The following is a 23,433-nucleotide window of genomic DNA, read 5'->3' on the forward strand; positions in this document are numbered from 1 at the left end:
GAAAGCAGGAGTTGCATCCAGTTCTAAGGAAGAAGTACTCACTGGTGAGACTAAGGAAGGGTGAGGAAAACGATGCTAAAGGCTTGTATTTTTGACTTGGATGGAACCTTGCTGGATCGGGACGGGTCATTACCCGCTTTTTTGGAGCGACAACACGAACGGTATTTTGATGCGCTTGGATCTATCCCGCTGGAAGTCTATCAGCAGCGATTTATCGAATTGGATCAGCGTGGATATCTGTGGAAGGATGTCGTTTACCAGCAGCTGCTTGAACAGTTTCAGATAGAGAAAATCGATGCTGATACATTGCTTCACGACTATGTCGAGCATTTTCATTTGGACTGTCGAGCATTTCCAGGGGTGCATGAGACGCTGCAGCAATTGCAGGACAAAGGGATTCTGCTCGGAATGATTACCAACGGACGGACACAGTTTCAACGAAAAAACTTTCAAGCAATCGGTATTGAAAAGTACTTCCAAGTGATACTTATTTCAGAGCAGGAGGGAATCGCTAAACCTGCAGCAGAAATATTCGAAAAAGCGCTCCGATTGCTTAACGTGAAGGCGCATGAGACGATTTTCGTGGGGGATCACCCGGCAAACGACGTACAAGCAGCACGAGCGATCGGGATGAAGGGAATCTGGAAACGAGACGATTACTGGCCTGAGCCCGCCGAGTCAGACGGGATCATCGTTCAAATTCAAGAGCTGCTCGCACACATAGACAAGATAGAAAAAAGCATCCGACTTTCGAACGAAAAATAATGAGATAGTCAACTGCAAACGTACAGACGAGCTACAGATGTCCGTGGGCGATGATTACTTATGTCTGCACAACTGTAAAGTCTCGATGGCAAATAACCTTTATATAGTAGAACTACCGTAGCAGGTATGAATGAATAAGCTTCCAAAAAGAGCACTTCCACGAGGGCTCTTTTGCTTGTATATCTGTACATATTTTGTCTCATTATGCATTAGCTTTTGTATGGCCCAAAATGATATAATGATTTATTGGTAATGAATGATGATAATTCTACTGAGGTGATACATGATGAAGGAAACAAAAGAGGCGACTCCGGACTTAAAATCCGCTAAGTCTCCGAAAACAACGGCGGACTTTGCAAAATACTTCCAGCCACCTTCCTTGAAGGATGCAAAAAAGCGCGGAAAAGAAGAAATCCAGGTCCACTACGATTTCATGATCCCAGAGGATATGCAAGGGATTGGAAAAGGGAAGCGTTATCATGTTCGCACATACGGCTGTCAGATGAATGAGCATGACTCAGAGACGATCTCCGGCATTTTGCAGCAAATGGGCTACACGTCTACGGATGATGTAGAGGATGCAGACGTCATTCTGTTTAATACCTGTGCGATCCGCGAGAACGCAGAAGATAAAGTGTTTGGTGAGCTGGGACACATGAAGCGGCTCAAAAACAATAACCCAAACTTGATTCTCGGCGTTTGCGGCTGTATGTCACAGGAAGAAAAGGTTGTTAATAAAATCCTGAAAAGCTACACACAGGTCGACCTGATTTTTGGTACGCATAACATTCACCGTCTGCCGGAATTGCTGAAAGATGCGATGTTCAGTAAAGAAATGGTGATTGAGGTATGGTCCAAGGAAGGCGATATCGTCGAAAATATGCCCAAATTGCGTGAAGGAAATACAAAGGGCTGGGTTAATATTATGTATGGCTGTGACAAGTTCTGTACGTACTGCATCGTGCCATATACCCGTGGAAAAGAGCGTAGTCGTCGACCAGAAGACGTGATTGCCGAAGTTCGCGATCTTGCTCGCCAAGGGTTTAAGGAAATTATGCTGCTCGGACAAAATGTCAATGCCTACGGAAAAGATTTTGAAGATATTCAGTATGGCTTTGGCGATCTCTTGGATGAAATCCGTAAGATTGATATTCCGCGTATCCGCTTTACCACTAGCCATCCAAGAGATTTTGACGACCACCTGATCGAAGTTCTTGCTCATGGCGGTAATTTGGTAGAGCAAATTCACTTGCCAGTGCAATCGGGCTCCACTGAAATTCTAAAGCGCATGGCTCGCAAATACTCCCGTGAGCATTACTTGGAGCTGGTTCGTAAAATTAAGGCGGCGATACCGAACGTCTCGTTATCTTCCGACATTATTGTTGGCTTCCCTGGCGAAACCGACGAGCAATTTGAAGAGACGATTTCGTTAGTGGAGGAAGTGCGCTACGATTTTGCCTACACCTTTATTTACTCTCCTCGTGAAGGTACGCCCGCAGCAATAATGGAAGACAATGTACCGATGGAAGTGAAAAAACAGCGCCTGTATCGTTTGAACGAGGTGCTGGGACGCATCAGCCTGGAGCAAAATAAAAAACTTCAGGATCAAGTGCTAGAGGTACTCGTGGAAGGCGAATCGAAGAACAATCCGGATGTGCTTGCTGGTCGTACGCGCACGAACAAGCTGGTCCATTTCACTGGCGATAAGTCTTTGATCGGGCAGTACGTACACGTAAAAATTAACGATGCAAAAACGTGGACACTCCACGGCGAAATTGTTACTAAAGTTGAGGTGTAACCTGAGATGGAACAAACAAACCTGTATACTCAAAAAGAAATTCTCGACAAGGCACGCGAATTGGCTGCCATGATCTCGCGCACGAACGAAGTAGATTTCTTCAAGCGCGCAGAGCTGCAAATCAAACACAACGAACGCGTCCAAGATTTAATTGATAAGCTGAAACAAAAGCAGAAGCAAATGGTCATGTTTGAATCCATCAACAAAACTGAACTGGTGAAAAAGGTGGAAGGCGAATACAACCAGCTCCACGAAGAATTGGATTCTATTCCGATTGTTAACGAGTTCAAGCAATCTCAAGTAGACGTGAACGATCTCTTGCAGATGGTTACCAATGTGATCACCAATACCGTGTCAGAACGTATCATCTTAGATACTGGCGGAAACCCGTTAACAGGTGAAACGGGCGGCGGACCGGAGAAGAAAAATAATGGGGGCTGCTGCTCCTAAAAAACGCCTATACAATAGAAGAGTGTGACTATAGCGGTCGTGATGAGTTCCCAAACAAGTTTCCCAAAATAAGGTGGGTGTTTGCACCCTAGCCGAATGCCCTGCATACAAATGTACAGAAACGTTGTATGGAGGAGGTAACGAAATGTCGGGTACAGACAAAGATCTGCAATGCCGGGAACTCATCGCGAAAGCTGTCTGCGGTAAAGGCCATAAATTCTCTACTACCACCCACACCATCATACCGTCGCAAACTCCTTCGACGATCCTCGGATGCTGGATTATAAACACGAACTTCCAGGCAGAGAAAGTCGGAGACGCGGTTGAAGTATCTGGTACGTGTGACGTCAACCTGTGGTTCTCGTTTGCAAATAACACGCAAACCGAAGTCAAGCGGGAAACTGTCAAGTTCTCCGTACTCGTTCCGCTAACGTTCTTCGACAAAAACTGCAGAGGCGATCTTGAAATTGTCGCTCGCGCCGTGGAACAGCCGAAGTGCGTAAAAGCCGAGTTGAGTGGAGGCGGCACAATCACAGTCAAGGTTGAAAGCGAATTTGCGGTAGAAATCATTGGAGAAACAAAAGTATGCGTTGTTGTCTGCAATAGTTGTGATGAAAAGGATCTTCATATGATAGGCGACTTTGAAGATAACAGTGACGAATTTGATGACTTTGATTCAGCCACAATGCTCGACGAGCTTGACTAAAGAGGAGAGTTACATCTCCTCTTTTTCTTTTGTCTTTTATAAGGTAAATCCTCCAATTGAGCACGGTGGGTTATCCTGCCTCACTCTTTTTTGGGCGCAAACATAGGATAACGAAAGGATGAGAGAGGGAGAGTGAAAGCCATGTTTGCGCGTGTGAAAGGGAAGCGGCTTGTCTTGCATCCAGGAGCGAAAATGGCAGAGTCCATGACGGCAAATGCAAAAGAAGCGCAGAGCTTTTTGCAGCGGCCAGAAATTGGGCGTTGGCTGCTTAGACAAAGTGGCATACCCGTGACGACAGGAAAACAAGCACAGCCAGGCTGGCGGACGTACAAAGTCTCTCTGTATCAGGAGCATGTGCTGCACATGGAAAGGAGCGTGGAGAGTCCACAATGGCTTCTCCATCGCATGGAAGAGCCGTCTTATCAACAGGTAGCTCTGACGGTACCCGATCCAGAGATTCAGGTAGTAAAAAGCTTGGCGGCACGAAGTCTGTATGCTGCTGGGATCGATGCTGGTGAGGTGACCATTATGGCAGCATCACCACATCGCCAAAAGGTGCTCCAGGTCGAGCCGGAATGGCCACAACCAGAAAAAGATAGATGTATGCAACAGGCAAAAGAGTGGTGGGAATCGCGGCTACGGCAGCATCCACAAGAAATCGAGAAATTGGGTGCTGACCCCGAATTTGCCTTGCGCAAGCCAACAGGGGAGATGGCACTCGCTTCCGATTATTTAAAGGTCGGGGGAAAGGTCGGCTGTGATACGACGAGATATCGTGAAGAATTAGCGATGCATCAACACCCCATTGCAGAACTGAGACCCGAGCCTTCAGAAGACCCAGACGAGTTGTTCTTTCACATTTTAGAAGGGCTACAGCTAGCCCATAAAAAGTTGGGAAATGCCAAGCTGGAATGGATTGCTGGAGGTATGCCCTTTGCGGGTTATCCGATTGGAGGACATATTCATTTTAGCGGGATGACAGCGACCTTTGCCCTACGTCGCAAACTGGATGCCTACCTTGCGCTCCCTCTGGTGCTCATTGAGGATATCGGATGTCGTGACCGTAGACAGAGATATGGATTTTTAGGTGATTGCCGGGAAAAGTCATATGGATTTGAATACCGTACATTGCCGAGCTGGCTCGTGCATCCTGACATTACCCGGGGAGTATTGCACTTGGCGAAACTGATCGCCACAAGCCACACGCAATTGCGAGCAACCCCCCATTTGCAGCTGCCCTTGATCAAAGCGTACTATACGGGTGACAAAACAGCTATGATCCCGTACGTCGAGCAAATATGGGAGGAGCTAAAAGGTTTGCCTGGATATGTGCTCTCGCGTGTCTATCTGGATCGCTACTTTTCTTATCTGCAAAATGGTCATACATGGCCAGCAGAAATGGATTTGCGCACCACGTGGAGCTTGAGCTGAGCCACTCCTAATGTCAGCTGCACGTTCAACAATAATCTCAATCATGGTATAATAGCGTCGAGATTTCTAGGCTAGGAGAAGAAACTAATGGAGCAATATACCCCGATGATTCAACAGTATCTGGCAATCAAAAAAGATTATCCGGATACTTTCTTATTTTTTCGGTTAGGCGATTTTTATGAATTGTTTTTTGACGATGCGATTCTCGCGTCCAGGGAGCTGGAAATTACACTCACTGGTCGTGGTGGCGGAGGTGATGAGAAAATTCCGATGTGCGGAGTTCCTCATCACGCTGCAGATGGATACATTGCAGAGCTATTGAAAAAAGGTCACAAGGTAGCCGTCTGCGAGCAGGTGGAAGACCCGAAGGAAGCCAAGGGCGTAGTACGGCGCGAAGTAACCCGTGTCATTACACCAGGAACCATGATGGAAGGCAAGTGGCTCACAGACAAGGAAAACAACTACATGACTGCACTGGCCAGCCTGGATGGACGGACCGGGATTGCTGCTTGCGATATGAGTACAGGTGAGTTGTATGTAACATCACTTCTTGGGGAGGCAGAGGGTGTTCTGGACGAGGCACTGCAATATCGTCCAAAAGAACTGGTTTTTGTCGGTCTTTCTATCGTACCGAAGACTGTACTCCCTTACACGGTTGTGGATAGCAATCAACTGGATGTTTTCGCTGTGGATGGTCAATATGGTGAGCAGGCAAAGGAACTTGATCTTGCGATGCGAGCGGCGATCAATGGGCTGTTGTATTACATAGGGACGACGCAAAAGCGTAGTTTGTCTCACATGCGCCTGCTGAAACGATATGATGCTAAGCAATATTTGCAAATGGACGGCTTTTCCAGACGTAATCTTGAGCTGACGGAGACGATCCGAGACAAGACAAAAAAGGGATCGCTCCTATGGCTCCTGGATCGTACTCAGACGGCAATGGGTGGTCGACTGCTGCGTAGATGGATTGAGCGGCCGCTGCTCAGACAAGAAGATCTGGATGCCCGATTGGAAGCTGTGGAGGCACTAAAAGGTGACCTTCTACTTCGCGCAGACGTGCGAGAGAGCCTGGACCGCGTATATGACCTCGAACGGCTGGCGGGACGGATTTCGTATGGGAACGCAAATGCGCGCGATTTGATCCAGCTTCGCCATTCATTAGAAGCTGTCCCGGTATTAAAGCAGCTATTAATGAGGACCGAATCTCGCGTACTGGCGGAAATTGCCCAAGGCATGGATGAGTGCGCAGACATCGTAGGTCTACTAAGTGCTGCACTCGTAGAAGATCCGCCGATTTCTGTAAGAGAAGGCGGCATGATTCGTACCGGCTACGATGAATATTTGGACAAGCTACACTCTGCGAGCCGCGACGGAAAGACGTGGATTGCCCAACTGGAACAAGCAGAGCGTGAAGCTACGGGTATTCGCTCGCTCAAAGTTGGCTTTAATAAAGTGTTTGGCTATTACATTGAAGTATCCAAAGCCAACATCGCCAATGTGCCGCCGGGTAGATACGAGCGCAAGCAAACCTTAACCAATGCCGAGCGTTATATAACTCCTGAGCTGAAAGAGCGTGAAGCGCTGATTTTGGAAGCTGAAGAAAAAATGACGGAGCTGGAATATCAGCTTTTTGTGGCTGTACGCAGTGAAATCGCCTTGCATATTCCTCGTCTGCAAAGCCTGGCAGAGCGAATTTCTTCAGTAGACGTCCTCCAAGCGTTTGCGACTGTCAGTGATGAGCGTGGCTTTATTCGTCCACAATTCACGACTACGGGGGAGTATGTCATCACCGAAGGACGACATCCTGTTGTCGAGGCTGTGCTCGATCGGGAGAAGTACGTAGCCAATGACGTGCAGATGGATCAGTCAAATCGTCGCGTACTGCTCATTACAGGACCGAATATGGCGGGTAAGAGTACGTATATGAGACAAATTGCACTGATCACGGTGATGGCGCAAATTGGTTGCTTTGTGCCAGCAAAAGAAGCAAAGCTTTCGTTGGTCGATCAAATCTTTACGCGAATTGGGGCAGCAGATGATCTGGTTGGCGGCCACAGTACGTTCATGGTAGAGATGCTTGAAACCAGACATGCCTTGCAAAAAGCGACTGAACGCAGCCTGATTTTGCTCGACGAAATCGGGAGAGGCACGTCCACTTATGATGGCATGGCTCTCGCACAAGCCGTGATTGAATACATTTGCCAAAAAATTGGTGCCAAAACGCTGTTCTCCACGCATTATCACGAGCTGACAGGTCTAACCGATACGCTGAGTGGCGTGGTAAACGTCAATGCTCGTTGTGAGGAACGGAATGGCAAGCTTCTCTTTTTGCACAAGATCGAAGAAGGCAGAGCGGATAAAAGCTATGGTATCCATGTTGCTGAATTGGCGGAAATGCCGGTCTGGGTCATTGAACGTGCACGCAGTATTTTGTCTGGCTTGGAAGCTGGCGGCGCTGCAACCGCAAATGATACGCAGATGTCACTTGAGGCACTATGGGCAGCGCCCGTTGCTGCTGTACGAGAAGAGCCCGTCTCGCTTTTGTCGGCGGAGGAAGAAGCGATCTTGGCTGATCTTCGCGAGCTGGATCTGAATTCAACTACACCAATGGATGCCATGATGAAGCTGTTCGCATGGAAGCAACAGCTAAAAAAGAACTAGCATTCGTCAAAAGAGGAGGAGCCTATGGGTAACATTCAATTGCTGGATGAGCATCTCTCCAACATGATCGCTGCCGGTGAAGTAGTAGAGCGTCCTGCATCGGTAGTAAAAGAGTTGGTAGAAAATGCGATTGATGCCTCTGCTACGACGATTGAGATTCATGTCGAGGAAGGCGGGCTAGAGCTGATTCGAATCGTAGATAATGGACAAGGAATGGACAGAGAAGATTGCTCGCTTGCCTTTGAGCGTCATGCTACGAGTAAAATCAGAAATGCCCGCGACCTATTTCGCATTCGTACACTTGGCTTTCGTGGAGAGGCTCTCCCGAGTATTGCCGCCGTATCACGAATGGAGCTTACTAGCAGTCAGTCCAGCAGTCAAATCGGGACGCGCATTACGATTGAAGGCGGGCAGCTTGGGGAGGTAAAAGATGTTGCGGCAGTAAAGGGGACCGAGATTTGTGTACGCAGCCTGTTTTTTAATACCCCAGCACGGCTGAAATATATGAAGTCCATTGCTACAGAGGTGGGGCACATCTCTGATTACGTCAACCGTCTCGCACTCACCCATCCGTCGATTGCATTTACATTGACTCATAATGGAAAATCGCTGCTGCAAACCTCTGGGGACGGTAAGCTGCTTCATGTTATGGCTGCCATTTACGGGGTTCAGGTAGCCAAGCTGTTATTGCCGATCTCTGGTGAAACGCTTGATTTTCGGTGGAGCGGATTTTTATCCAAGACAGAAGTCACGCGTGCCAACAGATCATATCTTTCGACGCTCGTTAATGGAAGATATGTTCGCAGCTATTCGCTGAATAACGCGATTATGAAGGGCTACCATACCCTTTTACCGATAGGGCGTTATCCGATTGTTGCTCTGCAGATAGAAATGGACCCTACCCTCGTGGATGTGAACGTCCATCCAGCCAAGCTGGAAGCAAAATTTAGTAAAGAAGATGAACTTTGCAGTGCGATTGAACAATCCGTCAAAGAAACGTTGCGACAGGGATTGGGCATCGTTCGCCCCATGGTCAGTGCTCCTCGGGCAAAGGTCGTCAATCAGATCGTCCAGCCGCAGTTTGATTTGCAATTGCCAAAATCTACGCCGCCGGTTTCATCCAGAATCGAAGCGAGTCCACGGTTGCGGGAGTGGATGGCGAAGCAGGAGTATTCGCGAAAAGAGTCCGACGTCATTACGACCCAGTTGGCAATGGATCAAGCAACCGAACGCCCCGCGATCATGGAGACACAAGTGCGATATGAAAGCGAAAGTGAAAGCCCGCGTACGGTACAGATGCCAAGGGAAGGGATGCAGCCTGCTCTCGGAGACGAATGGGCTAGTGAACGCCACGCTTGGAATGCTAGGCAGGATGTAAGTGACCCGGTAAAGGTGGATGAAGGCGAATTCCCGGCACCTGGAGAAGGTCTGCAGACAGATGCGTTATGGACACAAACAGAGATTTCAGAAAGTCAGGAAGAAGTTGTCCAGACACAGGAACCTCCCAAACAAGCCAAATTAGATGTAGTTCAAGCACAAGATGAGGATTCTGCAGTTCCAGTCATGTACCCGGTAGGTCAGGTCCACGGTACGTACATCGTTGCGCAAAATGATAATGGGATGTATTTGATCGATCAGCACGCTGCGCAAGAACGCATTTTCTACGAATTTTTCATGCAAAAGCTGGCAAGTGAGGATGTGACAAGCCAGATGATGCTATTTCCACACACGGTGGAGTATACGACTGCAGAAGCTTCCAAGTTGGAAAAGAGACTTTCCCAGCTGCAAGAATTCGGGCTGGAGGTAGAGTCCTTTGGGGGCCGGACATTCATCGTACGAGCACATCCGCATTGGTTCCCGGAAGGTGCGGAGCTGGAGGTCATTGAGGAATTGATCCAGTTTGTTTTAGAAGCAGGAGAGAACAGTCAAGCAAACGTGGTACAAATGCGTGAAAAAGCAGCCATCATGATGTCCTGCAAAGCCTCGATTAAAGCAAACCGCTTTTTAACACACGCCGAGATGGAGAGCCTTTTGAATCAGCTGCGCGCGACGAGCAGTCCGTTTACTTGCCCGCATGGCAGACCGATCGTAATTCATTTTACCGGGTATGATCTGGAGAAAATGTTTAAGCGGGTTATGTAAGTCTTACAACGTCATTTGAATAAGTGAGCGCCCCAGACCGTTTCGAAACGATTTGGGGTGCTTTTTATTTCTTACGAAGCACAATTTTTCGGTACATACCGTCGAATAGGACAGGTGAGTTTTCCTCTATTACCACGCTTTCCGCATAGGGCATCACGATATGTTCAAAACGACGTCCTATATCCGTCCCCATCATTCCAATGACAGGACGCATGATTTTTTTGATGATAGACAGCTTTTGATTTGGAGGCACAAATTTATCAAAAATTACGATCAGACCACCAGTACGGGTAACACGTATCGTTTCTCGTAAACATTGATCTGGATCTGGAACTACCGACAAGATAAGATTGGCAATGACAAAATCAAACGATCCACTTGGGAACTTCAGGTCTTGCGCATCCATAATCATGAACGTTATCGATGGAGAATCATATTTGTTCTTGGCTTTGTCGAGCATTTCGGGTGACAAGTCGATTGCCGTTACAGAAATATCTTCTCCATGAATGAACGGCAAGTCTGTCCCCGTCCCGACGCCCACCAAAAGAATCTGACTGTCAGCTGTGATTTTGAGGTTCTCAAATATCACTTTCCGTGCTTTTAGAAAAGGCCCAGAATTAAAGAAATAATCGTAGATCGGTGCCCACACCCGATAAATTAATTTATTCCAATGGTTATTCATAAGCGAATTTTATCCTTTCCCTTTTCAAAATTAACTAAAATCGTTCGCCAGAAAAAATCCACGCTTTTTAAACAGGGCGTGGAAAAATAAAGACTTATTAATTTGGGTGTAAGCATTTCCAATTGAATCACCATATCGTTTTTTCTAATTTTATCCAATTGTTGCAAAAAAGAAAAGCTGCTTCGGCAAAGAGCAAAAGGTGTTTCTAAGATTCTCCAAAGCGTTATTGAAAAAAGGCCCCAGATACGAGGGCCTGTAAAATGACAGAAAACCTATTTATACAGAATATCATCTCTCAGCGACCCGACTTTGGTTAATGCATCGTCAATGTCTCTTTCACTTACACCAAAGTGGGTGAGGGCAGCATGAAGGTGTTTAACAATGGCATCGAAGTGAACGGGTTGCAGATTCATTCCTGCGTGTACCTTTGCCATGGACTGACCCGTGTATTGATTTGGACCACCAAGTGCATAGCTGATGAATTTGGTTTGATGTTTTCTCTGTTTCTCCATATCAGTATCTTTGAAAAACTGGTTTACAGTATCGTCAGCTAAAACCAAATCATAGAAGTAGTCAACGACCTTAGATATTGTTTCTTCGCCACCATACTTCTCATAAAACGTTTCCATCATTGACCTCCTCGATAATTAACATCAACATAGATATTCCACTAATGCTGGACACTTATGTTAGGCGTTGACTTTTTACACAACTGTCATTTTTTCAGTCTATGTTATTTATACATCCTTCTAATTTTTTTGTTCAATTTATCGCAAATAACCTTTTTCGGATTTTTCACGATATCCCATCCCCGTAAAAGCTTTATCCTGGCAATTTGAATGAAAAAGCTGGTTTGAAAGTATATCCGTTTCATCAGGCTAGGCTTTCGCTTACCTAGCTTCACTTTTCCCATCCTTTCCACCTCGTCAAGACGTTTTCTGATGCGATTACTAGCATATATTATCATACTATTTTTGGAGATCCTTTTGCTGATAAGGTTGATTCTTCCAACGAGGCATATTACTATAAAGTAATATTTATTACAGATGCTGGAGATGTTTTATATGGCGCAAAGAGGTCGGAAAAAGGGAGCCATAGGAACCCAAAGTCGGGCTTTGTTGCTTGCGATCGCTACTGAAGAATTTGCCTTAAACGGCTTTCATGACACTAAAATAAGTACGATTGTCAATCGAGCAGGATTAACCCAGCCTACTTTTTACTTATACTTTCGAAACAAAGAGGCTATTTTTCAAGAGCTGGTAGATTCGTTTCAAGCCAATCTGTTTAGGCTGGTAAAAAGCAGCAGACTAGACCCGGGTATAGAAAAAGAATACGTATCAGATCGAATTAAACTGGGATTGTCGGCCATTTTGCATTTTTTTAATGAGAATCCGCACCTGACGCGAATTGGACTGATTGTTTCCCCGAAGTCAGAGGAAATAAAGAAGGAGCTTGCTGCCTTGTTAGAAGTGAACCTGACAGCAGAGCAGCAGGACGGGTATTTTACAAATGAAATGGACATGAGCATTGTTGCAGAAAGCTTGGTAGGGATTATCGAACGTGTAACGATTATTCATTTATTCGAGAGACGAAGACATCCTGAGGAACTCGCTGCTGAAATTGTGCGGTTGCTATTGTATGGAATGCAGGTACGTTCTGAGAAAAAATAGGAAGGATACAGTATTTCAGGAAATATTTCGGGTTGATCTTGAAACAGAAATCATTCATTTTCGTCCTTATAAACAGGGGGGAAATGAATGAACATTCGCAAATGGATGATACTGACCGTATTGTCACTCGTCATGATATCAGGCTGTTCTTCTAGCGAGCAACAGATTCAAACCAAGCTATCCAAACAATCGATCCATAAAGATGTACCGAGCACCATTATTGAACAGGATCGGCATATAGAAATGCATGCGGATAAAGCAGCGTATTCATCTGCAAATGAGGAAGTAACGATAGAAATCAAAAATAACGGGACAGCTACATTTAACTTTGGGCTTCCTTACACGCTTGAAAAACGGGAACAAGGTACCTGGTATGAAATCCCGTTCAGATCGGACATCGCATTTGCAGAAATAGGGTTGGTGCTTGCGCCGAATCAAACACATGAACAGAAAATCAACTGGAGTGATTTTGACTATGTCATATCACCCGGAGAATACAGAGTAATCAAATCTTTTTATGCGGATGGAAACGAGCGTATTTTAGCAAGTTACTTTACCATCGAAGAAGCGAATGGAAATAAATAAGTTTCATCATTCTTCAACTTACTGATTTATGGAGAGTGCCCACACCACGGAGTTGTTCTGTGGTGTTTTCATTTCTTATAAAGGGAGACGAAAATTGGGCTATGAGAAAATCATCAAGCTGAGGAGGGACAAAAGAAGATGTACATTATGGAGACGGATCGTTTAGCGTTCAGGCAAATGAATGAGAATGATGAAGATCATCTCATGCAGATTTTTTCTGACCCGGTGGCGATGCAGTATTACCCTTCGACCAAGACGCGTGAGCAAGCAAGAAGCTGGATTCAATGGAACCTAGGTAATTATGAGAAGCATGGTACTGGTTTATGGATTTGTGAGTTAAAGGAAGAGGGGACGTTTGTCGGACAGTGTGGGATTGTTCCACAGACAGTTGATGAGAGAAGTGAAATGGAAATTGGTTATTTGTTTGTGCGAGCGCACTGGGGAAAAGGATTGGCAACAGAGGCTGCAATGGCGGTTAAAGAGTATGGCTTCACCACCATGAAGCGAAGCAGGCTCATCTCCATGATTTACAAGCCGAATCTGCCATCCAAGGGGGTAGCTAAGCGAATCGGAATGTCCTTTGAAAAAGAAACACGGATAAACAACCGAGAAACGCTGATTTACTCCGTTCATGCCAAAAAGGATTAACCTGTAAGGCTCTCGATTCCAGGGGGTCTTTTTCGCGTAGGCCAATTGGCGTCAATGGGAAATCCTTCTTGAGCCCGACGCGTGGGAATGAAAACATGATATGATAAGGAAGTGGAAGGAAACAGTTTGGCTCAGATTCTATTTGACCGCCAAAATAATCCTGCTTACAATAAAAGAGTTTCCGTCTGACGTGGACGAAACGTAAGAAAGGGACCGAGTACGTGATTGTTACGACAGGACTTGAGCCTGCTCAAGAAACCTTGCGCCATGCAGCAAAATTAGCTGAAACCTTTGGCCTGCAAGTCGTGAAGCGCGGCGATCTTTCCCTTGGCGAGCTTAGAAAACGACAGAATGACCAAGAAGTATTGGTTGTTTCCGCGCAAGGTGCACGACTGGAAGTACCGGGGAAAAAGCCGTTCTTTTTTCATCCGAACACATCTGCTTTTCGTATAAAGCGGCTTATGCGCGGCGATACTGATACTATGCTTGCTGTTTGCCAAATTCAACCAGGAGACACTGTGCTGGATGCGACTTTGGGTTTAGGGGCTGACGCCATCGTCTTTTCACATGCGACTGGAGTGCATGGAAAAGTAGTTGGCATCGAATCTGAGCGAGTGCTTGCCATCCTAGTAGAAGATGGACTGCGGCATTGGTCTTCTGACTCAGATGCTCTGGTGGAGGCGATGCGTCGCATTGAGGTGCGACATGCAAACCATCTGGAGGAGCTGAAAAGACTTCCTGATCGATCCTTTGATGTCGTTTATTTTGACCCCATGTTTGAAATAACGGTGCAGAGCTCTTCAGGAATTGCTGGGGTTCGTGAGTTTGCCAATCAACAGTCGCTTCATGAGGAGGCTGTGACGGAAGCTTTGCGAGTGGCCAGAAAACGCGTAGTATGTAAAGAAGGCAAGACAGGCAGGATGTATGAGCGTTTTGGTTTTACCCCATATCGCTCTGGCGGCCAACAGGTCGTGTACAGCTACAAAGAGATAGGTGGAGGGGAGTGACCTTGCAGCAAAGAGAAAAGCTTGTTGTCATCGTTGGACCAACAGCCGTAGGTAAAACCAATCTGAGCCTAGAGCTGGCTGATCAGTTCGACGGTGAGATCATTTCCGGAGATTCTATGCAGGTCTACCGTGGAATGGACATTGGGACAGCAAAAGCGAGTCCCAGCGAGCTGGCTACGGTGCCGCATCATCTCATTGATATTAAAGATCCCGATGAGGAGTACTCGGTTGCTATTTTTCAAGAGAGTACAACCCGCCTCATTACGGATATTAACCAACGTGGACGTCTTCCGTTCATAGTAGGTGGAACGGGTCTCTACATAGAATCGGTAACGCATCGTTTCCAATTTTCGACGACCTCACAAGATCCAGAACTAAGGGAACAATTACAGCGTATGGCTGATACAGAAGGAGCAGAAGCTCTTCATGCCAGGCTGGCTGCCATTGATCCCATCACTGCGGAACGATTGCATCCGAATGATGTAAAACGAGTGATTCGCGCGATCGAAATTTACGAGAGCAGCGGATATAAAATGTCCGATTTTCAGCTCCGGGCTCAGCATTCCCCATACGATGTGGTCATTGTCGGCCTAACCATGGACCGTGCCAAATTGTATGAGCGGATCAATCATCGTGTAGAGTTGATGATCGAAGCTGGCTTGATCGAGGAAGTGAGGGGCTTGCTTGACCGCGGGTATGATCCTTCGCTAGTCTCCATGCAAGGACTCGGATACAAGGAACTGATTCCCTACCTGTACGGGGAGATCACGCTTGAGAAGGCGATCAACGATATCCAAAAGCGTACAAGAAATTTTGCAAAACGGCAGCTTTCGTGGTTCCGCCGTATGCCCGAAATCCAGTGGTTTGACATGACAGATCCGGCAGAACAGCCGAATAACGTGCAAACTATCAAGCAGATATTGGCAGGAAAGTTTCAACAATTGCCGAATATATAACATACAAGTCCTTTTAGGGGGTAGTGTACATGAAACAGACGATCAACATTCAAGATACGTTCTTGAACCATTTGCGGAAAGAAAATATCGCGGTCACCATTTACCTGGTGAACGGTTTTCAATTGCGCGGGTATATTAAAGCGTTCGATAATTTCACTATCGTGATTGATAGCGAAGGTAAGCAACAGTTGGTATACAAGCACGCGATCTCCACTTTCACTCCGCAACGTCCAGTGTCTTTGATGTCACAGGAAAACAACCAACAGTAGTACGTGCACTGCACCCAGCCAGGATACTCGTGATCCTGGCTCTTTTCTTTTTGTGCAAATGCCAAAAAGGATAAGGAGTAGTTCCTTATCCCAGGTATCGTGCTATGGTGAGGCCGGTTTTACGAAACAGTTTTTTTCGCACGAATCATGAACGTATAGCAGAGAATTGAACCGATAGTAGCAGCAGTAATAACAATGCCCATGGGAACCGCTGTCTGGTTTCCGGCGATCCCGACGAGCGGTGCCACAATTCCTCCACTAATAAAGGAAAGCAAGCCTTGAAGAGCGGAGGCACTTCCTGCTGCTTTGCTTTGATTTTGCATAGCCAATGAAAAGCCAGTCGCCCCGACAATCCCGACACTTGATACAACAAAAAAGAGAGGGATCAGGACTGCGACGAGTCCAGCGTCCAAAAGAATCATGGTAAGAAGTGTGATACCTCCAATGGCGGCCATGGAAATCCCAAACACAAACAGAGTCGTTTCCTTTACTTTCCCTGCAAGCTTGCCTGTTATTTGACTGGCAAGGATAATACCGACCCCATTTGTAGCAAAAATCAAACTAAAGCCCTGTGGGGACACGCCGAAGATTTGCTGAAAGACAAAGGGAGAGCCGGAAATATAGGCGAACATGGCAGCGGTTACGAGACCTTGAGAAAGCGCGTAGCCCATAAACACGCGATCCTTGAACAGATTGGAAAAGGTTGCGAGCGTATTGCCAAATCCTGCCTTGGAGCGTCTATCTGACGGCAGTGTTTCGGGCAGACCCAATAAAACCGTAAAAAACATAATGACACCGATTAAACCCAGCACGACAAAGACACCGTGCCAAGTCGTTACCTGCAACAGCTGCCCTCCTGCAATGGGGGCGGCAATCGGTGCAATACCATTAATCAACATCAATAGAGCAAAGAACTTGGTTAACTCCGTTCCTGAATACAAGTCCCTGACAGTAGCACGGGCAATTACGATTCCTGCTGATCCCGCCATCCCTTGAACAAACCGTAGGAGTACGAAGGTCCAAATGGAGGGGGCGATCGCGCATAAAAAGGATGATATGGCGTACAGAATCAGCCCGATGAGCAGAGGCAGACGCCTTCCTCGAACATCGCTTAGTGGTCCAGCGAACAATTGACCGACTGACAGGCCGATCAGACAGGCAGTTAAACTCAGCTGGGCCATGGAGGTCGTCGTTTGCAAATCGCCTTCCAGCATCGGCAGGGCTGGCAAGTACATATCGAGTGAAAGTGGTCCAAAAGCTGAAAGAGAGCCCAAGATAACGGCCATCCAGAGCCTACGTGATTTATTCCCCGCAAGTGACGTTGAATCTAATTCTCTGGCAAGATTACTCAAATGGTTCTTCCATCCTTTCTTTCAAGAACCAAAGAATCGACTATTTCTTTGGTTCGGGTGGTTGCGGGTTGTTTTCCAAATAAAACGTCTGCATATTCGTATGCATTCGATCCAGCATCCCGGCAAGTACTTGTTTTTCCTCGGAGGTGAAACCTTCGTAACATTGAATTTCCAATACGCGCAGGGCTTCCTTCACTGCTTGACTGGCAATACGACCCTTGTCTGTCAAAAACACACGAGAAATTCGTTGATCTCGCTCATCAGGCTTGCGAACGACGAGACCGGACTTTTCCATGCGGTTAATCATTACGGTCAAAGTCGCAGGCTTTACTGAGATGCGCCGGGCAAGCTCTTTTTGAATTAACCCATCTGTATTTGCCAAACGCATAAGCAAGATAGGCTGACCAGGATAGACGTCGTATTCTTGAATCAGAAATTCAACATTTGCGCGATGAAGCTTCATGACGTGACCCATCGTATGAGTCAAGGCTTGAGAGTAATCAAATTCCACAGCAGTACCTCCGGTTTGTTAGCTGGCTAACTAAGCGTTAATGTAAATGATTCTCAATCGAGTGTCAATACTTTCGAATGTACTCCATTGTGTAAAAAGGGAGGAGATTCGCAGCATTATGTAGAAGATCTTCTGATCTCCCAGACAAAACTGGTGAAAGGCTTTAGGTGATAATGATGATGATCATGAATGAAAAAATAAAGGCTGAAGAGGTTCAGCTCACAGGTATAGATGGAGAAGACCTAGGCATTGTTGCAACGAAAAAAGCATTGCAGATGGCAAAGGAGCTCCGAGTGGATCTGGTATGTACCTCGCTTCTTAGCAGTCCTCCTTTGTGCCAATTAGTAGGTCGCTCCGATTATAAACAACAAGTCGAAAAAGAAAGCTCGAAAAATAGAAAAGCAGAAAAGGGTGCAAAGGTAAAAGAGATCCGTCTAAGTGCGTTTATCGAGGATCATGATTATGATACCAAAAAACGACAAGCGGAGCGTATACTTTCCTCAGGAGATTGTGTTCATTTACTCGTTCGGTTGGAAAAAAAGGAAAGCAAGGAAGCGAAGGCGCTGGTAGAACAGCTTGTGCGTGATTTGGCCCATTGTTCAAAACAGGATAAGGGTATCCAGGTAAGCGGCAAGCAGGTCATGGCTGTACTACTGCCGAACTAGAGGGGCTAACGATGATAAGCCGACCGGAGAAAAGAGAGTGAATTCATGCCGTTTACATTTGCCCATCCTGCCATTGTGCTTCCTTTGCGAAGGAGTAAGTGGTTTTCTTTTACGGCACTCGTCTTTGGCAGTATGGCTCCTGATTTTGAGTACTTTTTCCGTATGCAGCCCTTCAGTGCGTATAGCCACACGATGTGGGGACTGCTTTGGTTTGATGTGCCGCTCGTGTTGCTGCTAGCTCTGCTCTATCATGGAATCGTGAAAAGGCCGTTAATTGCTTGCTTGCCCACATGGGTCGGCAGGGGATTGTCCGCAACATATTCGATGGATTGGAACTGGCGTACGTGGAGATCTATTTTCGTTTATGGATACTCTGGGCTTATCGGGAGCTTCAGCCACGTTCTTTGGGATGCTTTCACACATCAGGGTGCTTATTTTGTTGAAAGAATTTGGTTTTTACAGCTGCCCATTACGCTCGGTGGGGTAGTAATCCCGGTGTTCAAGCTGTTACAGCACGGGAGTACGAGTCTTGGGTTTTTGGCGATTGGGTATGTATTATGGAAAGAAGGACGAGCTTTACCGATATCCGCCTGGAAGCCACTAGTGAATACAAAGACGAAATGGCTATTTTGGATAGGGGTAGCTCTCATCGGTATTTTTGGAGCAGCGTTATACTCGGCAATTGCCAAAGGCACGTTATTACTTACGCAGCCTCTCATACACGTCGTCCCCTTTTTATCAGGAAGCCTGGCCGGACTCGTCATCATGAGCTGGTGGCTACATACAACAAAAATCCCTCCAAAGTGAGGGATTTTATCGTTTGTGGCTCAGCTTTCTCATTAAAGAGCGAAGTCCTCGTATTTTAACGTAACCAGATCATCACGGGTCGGTTCCGTGATCCTGAGCATTCTTACCGCCTGTACACGAATTGCTTTTTCTATACTGTTCCTCACAAACCTGGCATTACTGAAATTTTCACGAAAAGGATCATGCAGGGCAGCGACAAGTCTTCTTCGTAATTTTTCGATTGCTTCTTTGGAGAGTTCGTATTCTTTGTTTTTTGCCATGATGTTTGCGATTTCCAGCAGCTCATCAACGTCGTAATCCGTAAATGTGATGTGTACGGGGAAGCGGGACGGCATCCCGGGATTCAGATCAAGAAAGGAATCCATTTCATCATTGTACCCTGCAATAATGCAAACGAATTCGTTGCCTAAATCTTCAAGGGATTTCGTCAAACAGTCAATCGCTTCCTTTCCGAAATCTTTTTCCCCGCCACGTGCGAGCGAGTACGCTTCATCAATGAACAAAATACCGCCTAGCGCTTTTTTGACCAGATCACGTGTTTTTTGTGCTGTGTGTCCGATAAACTCTCCAACTAAATCCGCTCGCTCAACCTCGATCATGTGACCTTTCGACAAGATGCCCATTTCGCGGAGTATTTTCCCAAATAAACGGGCTACAGTAGTCTTTCCTGTGCCCGGATTCCCTTTAAAGACCATATGAAAAACTTGTTTTTCCATCTTCAAACCATGCTTCTCACGCTCTTGATTCATTTTCATTAACGCGTAGATTTCGTAAATCGTTTTTTTCGCTTCGTGTAAACCGATCAAGCCCTCTAACTCATCAAAGACAGTCGCCAAGTTGGCATTAGCTGTAGCGCGCACTATTTCAGCCAAAGTATGCGGTTGCTTCACGCTAGGAGGGCGATTGAAGACGACTTGAATTCGATTCGGGCTGTTTGAGGATTCATTTACATCGGCTGCAGAGCTCATCCCTGTTTGCTTCACATGCGTCACCTGCCTTGACCATCATACAAAAGTATACTCAAACAAGAATGAAAACCTGCCTATTTTTCAAAATCAGATGACGTCGTTTCTTGGTGAAATATGGCATTATGTATATAGAGAATCGTCACAGTAAGTGATACAATTGTCCTATAAATATCATCTATCAGGAGAGACATATGAAACTGTTACTATTTTTCTTTTTTTCATCTTTAGAGTACGTGTCCATCTTTTTACTGATGCTTGTACTCTTCAGACAGAAAATTCGGATTCATTTAGGGAAAATTGCGTTTTTATGCTTTTTTCTAGGCCTAGTCTCGCATTTTATTCGTTATACCCTTCAATTAAATGAATTTGCGATTATTGTACAAATTATTACGATGGTTGCCAGTTTACGATTCTTATGGAACATTCAATGGTTTTATTCCATCGTCATGGCAGTGATCTCATATTGTGCGTTTTTAGCAATTAATTTACTTACCTTTATTCTCATGAACACTTTTGGTCTAATCCAATTGGATCAGCTACAGGAAGCAGATGGCACCGGATTAGCGTATATGGGCTATGTGCTACAAATTGTCACGGTTTGTATGTGTGCAATCGTTATTGGAATTATCCGATACTTAAATCGAGGGTGGGCATTTATTCCTGACGGCGAAAAGGAAGTCGAATACAGAAAAAAGGAAAATCAACAATTACTGATCGCTTCCTTTATTGCATTCGTTTCATTCGGAAGTATTTTGTTTATTGGCAACATGTGGGGTAACAAAACTTTTACCATTTCGTTTTTTGTTCTAGCGTGTATTTTGGCGACCCTTTTTTATCTAGCAACGAAAAAGGATGAGGCAGAGCATGATTGAGAGAATGGCCTTGCATATCGCTAAATCGATAAAAGGAGCAAACCCGGCACAAACGGCAAGCGTCGAGGTCATGCAATATTCCTTGATTGCGATCATAGGAACAGGATCAGCGATTTTTTTGTCCATTCTTTTTGCTGCTATACTCGGGACAGCCTTCCAAACAATTGTTGTACTGCTTTCCTTTATGACATTGAGAGCATTTTCTGGAGGCTATCACTTTGACTCGGCTGAAAAGTGTACGCTAGTTAGTATCTTTGGTGCCGTAGTTATCCCATTGATTCCGTTGAATGACACGCCAAATGACATTTTGCTGGCAGCAGCATTTGTCTTGATCCTTCTGTTTGCACCTAAGGGGAAAAATCAGTCCAGAATCTTTTCCAGGAAACATTATCCACTATTGAAGTTGATATCACTTGTTATCGTCACGACGAATTATTGGATTGGCTTGCCGGAAGTAACGCTGGCGTTTTTGGTACAAGCACTGAGCTTACTACCGTTTATTTGGAAAGGAGGTGAAATAAATGAAGAAACTCGTTAATAAAGCCACGTTGGCATACTATTCGTCCACGGTTCTGGCTGCGCTTGCTACAATCATCGTCACGCCATTTTCAGCAGGTCTTTCACATCAACCTGATGCTCCAAAGGAGCTCTATAAAAAATAAACTTTGGGTTGTATTGTGGAGGAACCATGAAAATTCCACTATTCCGTAAGGGATTTGAGGAAGAGGGAATTTACTGGGTAGATTTACCTCAAGACATCACATACCTTTCTCATTCAAAAAACAAAATAGAGATTCATACGCAAGATGATGTTTATTACATGTTGACCACACTAGAGGATTGGAGAAAGGTTTTGAAGCCCTATGGCTTTGAGAAATTAGATGTGGGAAACATCGTGAATATGAACAAAGTCGTATCATTTGATGAAAAAGCACAAAAGGTGTACTTTGAAGAAACGCCTAACAAGCAGTCAAAGTTTGCTGACGTTGCTCGCGTTCATATTTCAAAACTAAATTACGTTAAGCGATTAAAAAAGTAACATGCTACGTATAGTCGGCATGTTGCTTTTTATTTTCATAGAGATATCAATTTGTCAAGAAAAATCGAAAATGTTCAATTTGTAAAGAAAGGAAATCTTTAGGATGTTATGATGGATGTACGAGAAGATAGAGGCAGGGAGGTATTGATTAAAGCGTTTGCATGGAGGAAGATGCAGTCAATGGCTCGTTATCTTTAAAACGCAAAATAGCCATTCGTAAATCATCCTGTGAATCCAAGAGAGGATGATTCGGGGATGGCGTTAAGGAAGATGAGTGAACAGATTGAAATACATGCCTAATTCACTAGAACGATTCTATTTCATACTTATTTGTTTAGCAGCAATCATAGAACTATTTTTAATGATTATCGGTGTCATTCAAATCAATTTTCAGATTGAGTTTCTTCATGGTGTGCAAAATGTTAACTTTTTGATGCTGCTATTTTTTCTCGTCATCGTGCTTTTGGTATTCAAATATGTCATGCTGATTCATCAAGAGGATCAGGGAAATGAATTCATTGACAAAGGACAAGATTGCAAGGGAAAAACTGCGCAGGTAGAAGGTACCTCTAAAAGGAATGTGAGCGGGGTGCTGAATCCTGCAGTAGCAAGTTACTTGCGTTCAAAAATACAGGAGCTGCTTGGAGCGTCGATTGATCATGAAGCTCATGTCATTAAAATCTCTTTAATCCAGAATGATGGGCAAGAGATAATGACAATGGAAAATATAAATAGTAATGACCAAAATAATGATACACAACACTTATTTTATTTGGGTGTACCAACAGAACCGGGAGAACGAAGTGGAAGCACCATACCTATATTGATGAAATTTATTGAAAAGAATGTGGGTCAAGTCCAAATCGTGATTGATAAAGACTTCCGTCAATCGCAATGAAATAAGTAAGTAAGAGCCCTAATGATTAGGGCTTTTTTTGTTTGTGAGGAACGTGAGGTAGAAATGAGACAAAATTGAGACTTTTAAAAGGGGTGCCAATGCTACTATAAGGTTGTAGGAAAAAGGAAACGGGTGTCGAAAAAAGGGCGATTAGGGGGAGGGGCCACGATGTATCGTTTATTTAAGTATAAGCCTCTGATAGATGACATGATGTATAACTGGCATGAAGTGTGTACATCACACGACATCGCCTACATTTCGCAGCTTGCAGAAGGTATGAGCAGAGTAGATGGACGCGGCAGGTACAGATACAACGTCGAGGATATTATTTTTGAGGTCATTCGGCTTGGGAACGGGAAATATAAACATGTCATCATTAAAGAAAGGTTGAATACATGGCCTGAAAGAAGCAGTCTGTCAAAATGACAGGGCTGCTTTATTTTGTGAAAGAGGATTCTTAATTCTTTTGCAAAAAACGAACAATATAAATCTGTACATAGGATAAGAATGCCACGAATGTGGTTACTCATTTTCACGAAACACGGCTA

At 45.2% G+C, this 23,433-nt stretch carries 26 protein-coding genes; 21 read left to right on the forward strand and 5 right to left on the reverse strand.

What is annotated here, in order from left to right; translation table 11 throughout:
• The first annotated feature begins 72 nt into the window (after positions 1–72).
• From C3B52_RS10540 to mutL, 7 genes are all read left to right on the forward strand, one after another.
• Positions 73–765, forward strand: a complete 693-nt coding sequence (locus C3B52_RS10540) for an HAD family hydrolase (RefSeq protein WP_103106038.1) — start codon at positions 73–75, stop codon at positions 763–765.
• Between the two features lie 286 nt (positions 766–1,051).
• Positions 1,052–2,563, forward strand: coding sequence for a tRNA (N6-isopentenyl adenosine(37)-C2)-methylthiotransferase MiaB (gene miaB, locus C3B52_RS10545; RefSeq protein WP_103106039.1), 1,512 nt, complete (start codon positions 1,052–1,054; stop codon positions 2,561–2,563).
• A gap of 6 nt (positions 2,564–2,569) precedes the next feature.
• Positions 2,570–3,013, forward strand: coding sequence for a RicAFT regulatory complex protein RicA family protein (locus C3B52_RS10550; RefSeq protein ID WP_103106040.1), 444 nt, complete (start codon positions 2,570–2,572; stop codon positions 3,011–3,013).
• A gap of 145 nt (positions 3,014–3,158) precedes the next feature.
• Complete coding sequence (gene cotE / locus C3B52_RS10555; protein WP_103106041.1) at positions 3,159–3,719, forward strand: outer spore coat protein CotE; 561 nt, start codon at positions 3,159–3,161, stop codon at positions 3,717–3,719.
• 141 nt (positions 3,720–3,860) lie between these two features.
• A complete protein-coding gene (locus tag C3B52_RS10560) occupies positions 3,861–5,150 on the forward strand; it encodes a putative amidoligase domain-containing protein (RefSeq protein WP_235615662.1) in 1,290 nt (429 codons plus the stop codon).
• Positions 5,151–5,237: 87 nt separating this feature from the next.
• A complete protein-coding gene (gene mutS, locus C3B52_RS10565) occupies positions 5,238–7,814 on the forward strand; it encodes a DNA mismatch repair protein MutS (protein ID WP_103106042.1) in 2,577 nt (858 codons plus the stop codon).
• 24 nt (positions 7,815–7,838) lie between these two features.
• Positions 7,839–9,956 (forward strand): DNA mismatch repair endonuclease MutL, encoded by a 2,118-nt coding sequence (gene mutL, locus C3B52_RS10570; RefSeq protein WP_103106043.1) that lies wholly within the window; start codon positions 7,839–7,841, stop codon positions 9,954–9,956.
• A gap of 64 nt (positions 9,957–10,020) precedes the next feature.
• On the opposite strand, the gene C3B52_RS10575 is transcribed toward mutL, so the two are convergent.
• Together C3B52_RS10575 and C3B52_RS10580 are read right to left on the reverse strand one after the other, a co-directional pair.
• Positions 10,021–10,638, reverse strand: a complete 618-nt coding sequence (locus C3B52_RS10575) for a class I SAM-dependent methyltransferase (protein ID WP_103106044.1) — start codon at positions 10,636–10,638, stop codon at positions 10,021–10,023.
• 272 nt (positions 10,639–10,910) lie between these two features.
• A complete protein-coding gene (locus tag C3B52_RS10580) occupies positions 10,911–11,267 on the reverse strand; it encodes a group I truncated hemoglobin (RefSeq protein WP_103106045.1) in 357 nt (118 codons plus the stop codon).
• Between the two features lie 435 nt (positions 11,268–11,702).
• Between C3B52_RS10580 and C3B52_RS10590 the strand changes: the two genes are divergently transcribed.
• The 6 genes from C3B52_RS10590 to hfq all read left to right on the forward strand — a co-directional run bounded on the left by C3B52_RS10590 (position 11,703) and on the right by hfq (position 15,773).
• Positions 11,703–12,308, forward strand: coding sequence for a TetR/AcrR family transcriptional regulator (locus C3B52_RS10590; protein ID WP_103106047.1), 606 nt, complete (start codon positions 11,703–11,705; stop codon positions 12,306–12,308).
• 87 nt (positions 12,309–12,395) lie between these two features.
• Positions 12,396–12,893, forward strand: a complete 498-nt coding sequence (locus C3B52_RS10595; RefSeq protein WP_103106048.1) for an immunoglobulin-like domain-containing protein — start codon at positions 12,396–12,398, stop codon at positions 12,891–12,893.
• A gap of 138 nt (positions 12,894–13,031) precedes the next feature.
• On the forward strand, positions 13,032–13,541 hold the full coding sequence (locus C3B52_RS10600) for a GNAT family N-acetyltransferase (RefSeq protein WP_103106049.1): 510 nt from the start codon (positions 13,032–13,034) through the stop codon (positions 13,539–13,541).
• 221 nt (positions 13,542–13,762) lie between these two features.
• Positions 13,763–14,548: a class I SAM-dependent methyltransferase gene (locus tag C3B52_RS10605; RefSeq protein WP_103106050.1), complete on the forward strand. Its 786-nt coding sequence runs from the start codon at positions 13,763–13,765 to the stop codon at positions 14,546–14,548.
• On the forward strand, positions 14,545–15,504 hold the full coding sequence (gene miaA, locus C3B52_RS10610; protein WP_103106051.1) for a tRNA (adenosine(37)-N6)-dimethylallyltransferase MiaA: 960 nt from the start codon (positions 14,545–14,547) through the stop codon (positions 15,502–15,504). The genes C3B52_RS10605 and miaA overlap by 4 nt, the downstream gene beginning before the upstream one ends.
• A 29-nt stretch (positions 15,505–15,533) precedes the next feature.
• Positions 15,534–15,773, forward strand: coding sequence for an RNA chaperone Hfq (hfq, locus tag C3B52_RS10615; RefSeq protein ID WP_007719110.1), 240 nt, complete (start codon positions 15,534–15,536; stop codon positions 15,771–15,773).
• Between the two features lie 119 nt (positions 15,774–15,892).
• On the opposite strand, the gene C3B52_RS10620 is transcribed toward hfq, so the two are convergent.
• Positions 15,893–17,059 (reverse strand): multidrug effflux MFS transporter, encoded by a 1,167-nt coding sequence (locus C3B52_RS10620; protein ID WP_373419717.1) that lies wholly within the window; start codon positions 17,057–17,059, stop codon positions 15,893–15,895.
• A gap of 106 nt (positions 17,060–17,165) precedes the next feature.
• A complete protein-coding gene (locus C3B52_RS10625) occupies positions 17,166–17,636 on the reverse strand; it encodes a MarR family winged helix-turn-helix transcriptional regulator (protein ID WP_103106053.1) in 471 nt (156 codons plus the stop codon).
• Between the two features lie 179 nt (positions 17,637–17,815).
• On the opposite strand from C3B52_RS10625, the gene infC reads away from it, so the two are divergent.
• Positions 17,816–18,301: a translation initiation factor IF-3 gene (infC, locus tag C3B52_RS10630; protein ID WP_103106054.1), complete on the forward strand. Its 486-nt coding sequence runs from the start codon at positions 17,816–17,818 to the stop codon at positions 18,299–18,301.
• A gap of 45 nt (positions 18,302–18,346) precedes the next feature.
• Entirely contained in the window at positions 18,347–19,108 is a 762-nt protein-coding gene (locus C3B52_RS10635; RefSeq protein WP_103106055.1) for a DUF4184 family protein, read from the forward strand.
• Positions 19,109–19,140: 32 nt separating this feature from the next.
• Here C3B52_RS10635 and C3B52_RS10640 read toward each other — a convergent pair whose 3' ends face one another.
• Entirely contained in the window at positions 19,141–20,076 is a 936-nt protein-coding gene (locus C3B52_RS10640) for an AAA family ATPase (RefSeq protein ID WP_103106192.1), read from the reverse strand.
• A gap of 191 nt (positions 20,077–20,267) precedes the next feature.
• Between C3B52_RS10640 and C3B52_RS10645 the strand changes: the two genes are divergently transcribed.
• The 6 genes from C3B52_RS10645 (at position 20,268) to C3B52_RS10665 (ending at position 23,311) form a co-directional block, all read left to right on the forward strand.
• Positions 20,268–20,948, forward strand: coding sequence for a hypothetical protein (locus C3B52_RS10645; protein ID WP_103106056.1), 681 nt, complete (start codon positions 20,268–20,270; stop codon positions 20,946–20,948).
• The gene (locus tag C3B52_RS10650; protein ID WP_164684741.1) at positions 20,941–21,486 is read left to right on the forward strand and encodes an accessory gene regulator ArgB-like protein; all 546 of its coding nucleotides are present in this window, start codon (positions 20,941–20,943) and stop codon (positions 21,484–21,486) included. Before C3B52_RS10645 ends, C3B52_RS10650 begins: the two co-directional genes overlap by 8 nt.
• Positions 21,470–21,610, forward strand: a complete 141-nt coding sequence (locus tag C3B52_RS36215; RefSeq protein ID WP_123058854.1) for an AgrD family cyclic lactone autoinducer peptide — start codon at positions 21,470–21,472, stop codon at positions 21,608–21,610. The genes C3B52_RS10650 and C3B52_RS36215 overlap by 17 nt, the downstream gene beginning before the upstream one ends.
• Positions 21,611–21,636: 26 nt before the next feature.
• Positions 21,637–21,987 (forward strand): LytTR family transcriptional regulator DNA-binding domain-containing protein, encoded by a 351-nt coding sequence (locus tag C3B52_RS10655; RefSeq protein ID WP_103106058.1) that lies wholly within the window; start codon positions 21,637–21,639, stop codon positions 21,985–21,987.
• Between the two features lie 274 nt (positions 21,988–22,261).
• A complete protein-coding gene (locus C3B52_RS10660; protein ID WP_164684742.1) occupies positions 22,262–22,885 on the forward strand; it encodes a hypothetical protein in 624 nt (207 codons plus the stop codon).
• Positions 22,886–23,053: 168 nt separating this feature from the next.
• On the forward strand, positions 23,054–23,311 hold the full coding sequence (locus C3B52_RS10665) for a hypothetical protein (RefSeq protein ID WP_103106060.1): 258 nt from the start codon (positions 23,054–23,056) through the stop codon (positions 23,309–23,311).
• Positions 23,312–23,433 lie beyond the last annotated feature (122 nt).

Source organism: Brevibacillus reuszeri (assembly GCF_002897295.1).
GTDB classification, from domain to species: domain Bacteria; phylum Bacillota; class Bacilli; order Brevibacillales; family Brevibacillaceae; genus Brevibacillus; species Brevibacillus reuszeri_A.

Coding starts and splice junctions, on each gene's coding strand:
- C3B52_RS10550 (WP_103106040.1), top strand. CDS start 2,570: ATGGAACAAACAAACCTGTATACTCAAAAAGAAATTCTCGACAAGGCA.
- infC (WP_103106054.1), top strand. CDS start 17,816: ATGATCATGAATGAAAAAATAAAGGCTGAAGAGGTTCAGCTCACAGGT.
- hfq (WP_007719110.1), top strand. CDS start 15,534: ATGAAACAGACGATCAACATTCAAGATACGTTCTTGAACCATTTGCGG.
- C3B52_RS10650 (WP_164684741.1), top strand. CDS start 20,941: ATGATTGAGAGAATGGCCTTGCATATCGCTAAATCGATAAAAGGAGCA.
- C3B52_RS10635 (WP_103106055.1), top strand. CDS start 18,347: ATGCCGTTTACATTTGCCCATCCTGCCATTGTGCTTCCTTTGCGAAGG.
- C3B52_RS10590 (WP_103106047.1), top strand. CDS start 11,703: ATGGCGCAAAGAGGTCGGAAAAAGGGAGCCATAGGAACCCAAAGTCGG.
- C3B52_RS10655 (WP_103106058.1), top strand. CDS start 21,637: ATGAAAATTCCACTATTCCGTAAGGGATTTGAGGAAGAGGGAATTTAC.
- C3B52_RS10620 (WP_373419717.1), bottom strand. CDS start 17,059: ATGGCCGTTATCTTGGGCTCTCTTTCAGCTTTTGGACCACTTTCACTC.
- cotE (WP_103106041.1), top strand. CDS start 3,159: ATGTCGGGTACAGACAAAGATCTGCAATGCCGGGAACTCATCGCGAAA.
- C3B52_RS10600 (WP_103106049.1), top strand. CDS start 13,032: ATGTACATTATGGAGACGGATCGTTTAGCGTTCAGGCAAATGAATGAG.
- C3B52_RS10665 (WP_103106060.1), top strand. CDS start 23,054: ATGTATCGTTTATTTAAGTATAAGCCTCTGATAGATGACATGATGTAT.
- mutS (WP_103106042.1), top strand. CDS start 5,238: ATGGAGCAATATACCCCGATGATTCAACAGTATCTGGCAATCAAAAAA.
- C3B52_RS10540 (WP_103106038.1), top strand. CDS start 73: ATGCTAAAGGCTTGTATTTTTGACTTGGATGGAACCTTGCTGGATCGG.
- mutL (WP_103106043.1), top strand. CDS start 7,839: ATGGGTAACATTCAATTGCTGGATGAGCATCTCTCCAACATGATCGCT.
- C3B52_RS10580 (WP_103106045.1), bottom strand. CDS start 11,267: ATGGAAACGTTTTATGAGAAGTATGGTGGCGAAGAAACAATATCTAAG.
- C3B52_RS10595 (WP_103106048.1), top strand. CDS start 12,396: ATGAACATTCGCAAATGGATGATACTGACCGTATTGTCACTCGTCATG.
- C3B52_RS10645 (WP_103106056.1), top strand. CDS start 20,268: ATGAAACTGTTACTATTTTTCTTTTTTTCATCTTTAGAGTACGTGTCC.
- C3B52_RS10560 (WP_235615662.1), top strand. CDS start 3,861: ATGTTTGCGCGTGTGAAAGGGAAGCGGCTTGTCTTGCATCCAGGAGCG.
- miaB (WP_103106039.1), top strand. CDS start 1,052: ATGAAGGAAACAAAAGAGGCGACTCCGGACTTAAAATCCGCTAAGTCT.
- C3B52_RS36215 (WP_123058854.1), top strand. CDS start 21,470: ATGAAGAAACTCGTTAATAAAGCCACGTTGGCATACTATTCGTCCACG.
- C3B52_RS10575 (WP_103106044.1), bottom strand. CDS start 10,638: ATGAATAACCATTGGAATAAATTAATTTATCGGGTGTGGGCACCGATC.
- C3B52_RS10640 (WP_103106192.1), bottom strand. CDS start 20,076: ATGAGCTCTGCAGCCGATGTAAATGAATCCTCAAACAGCCCGAATCGA.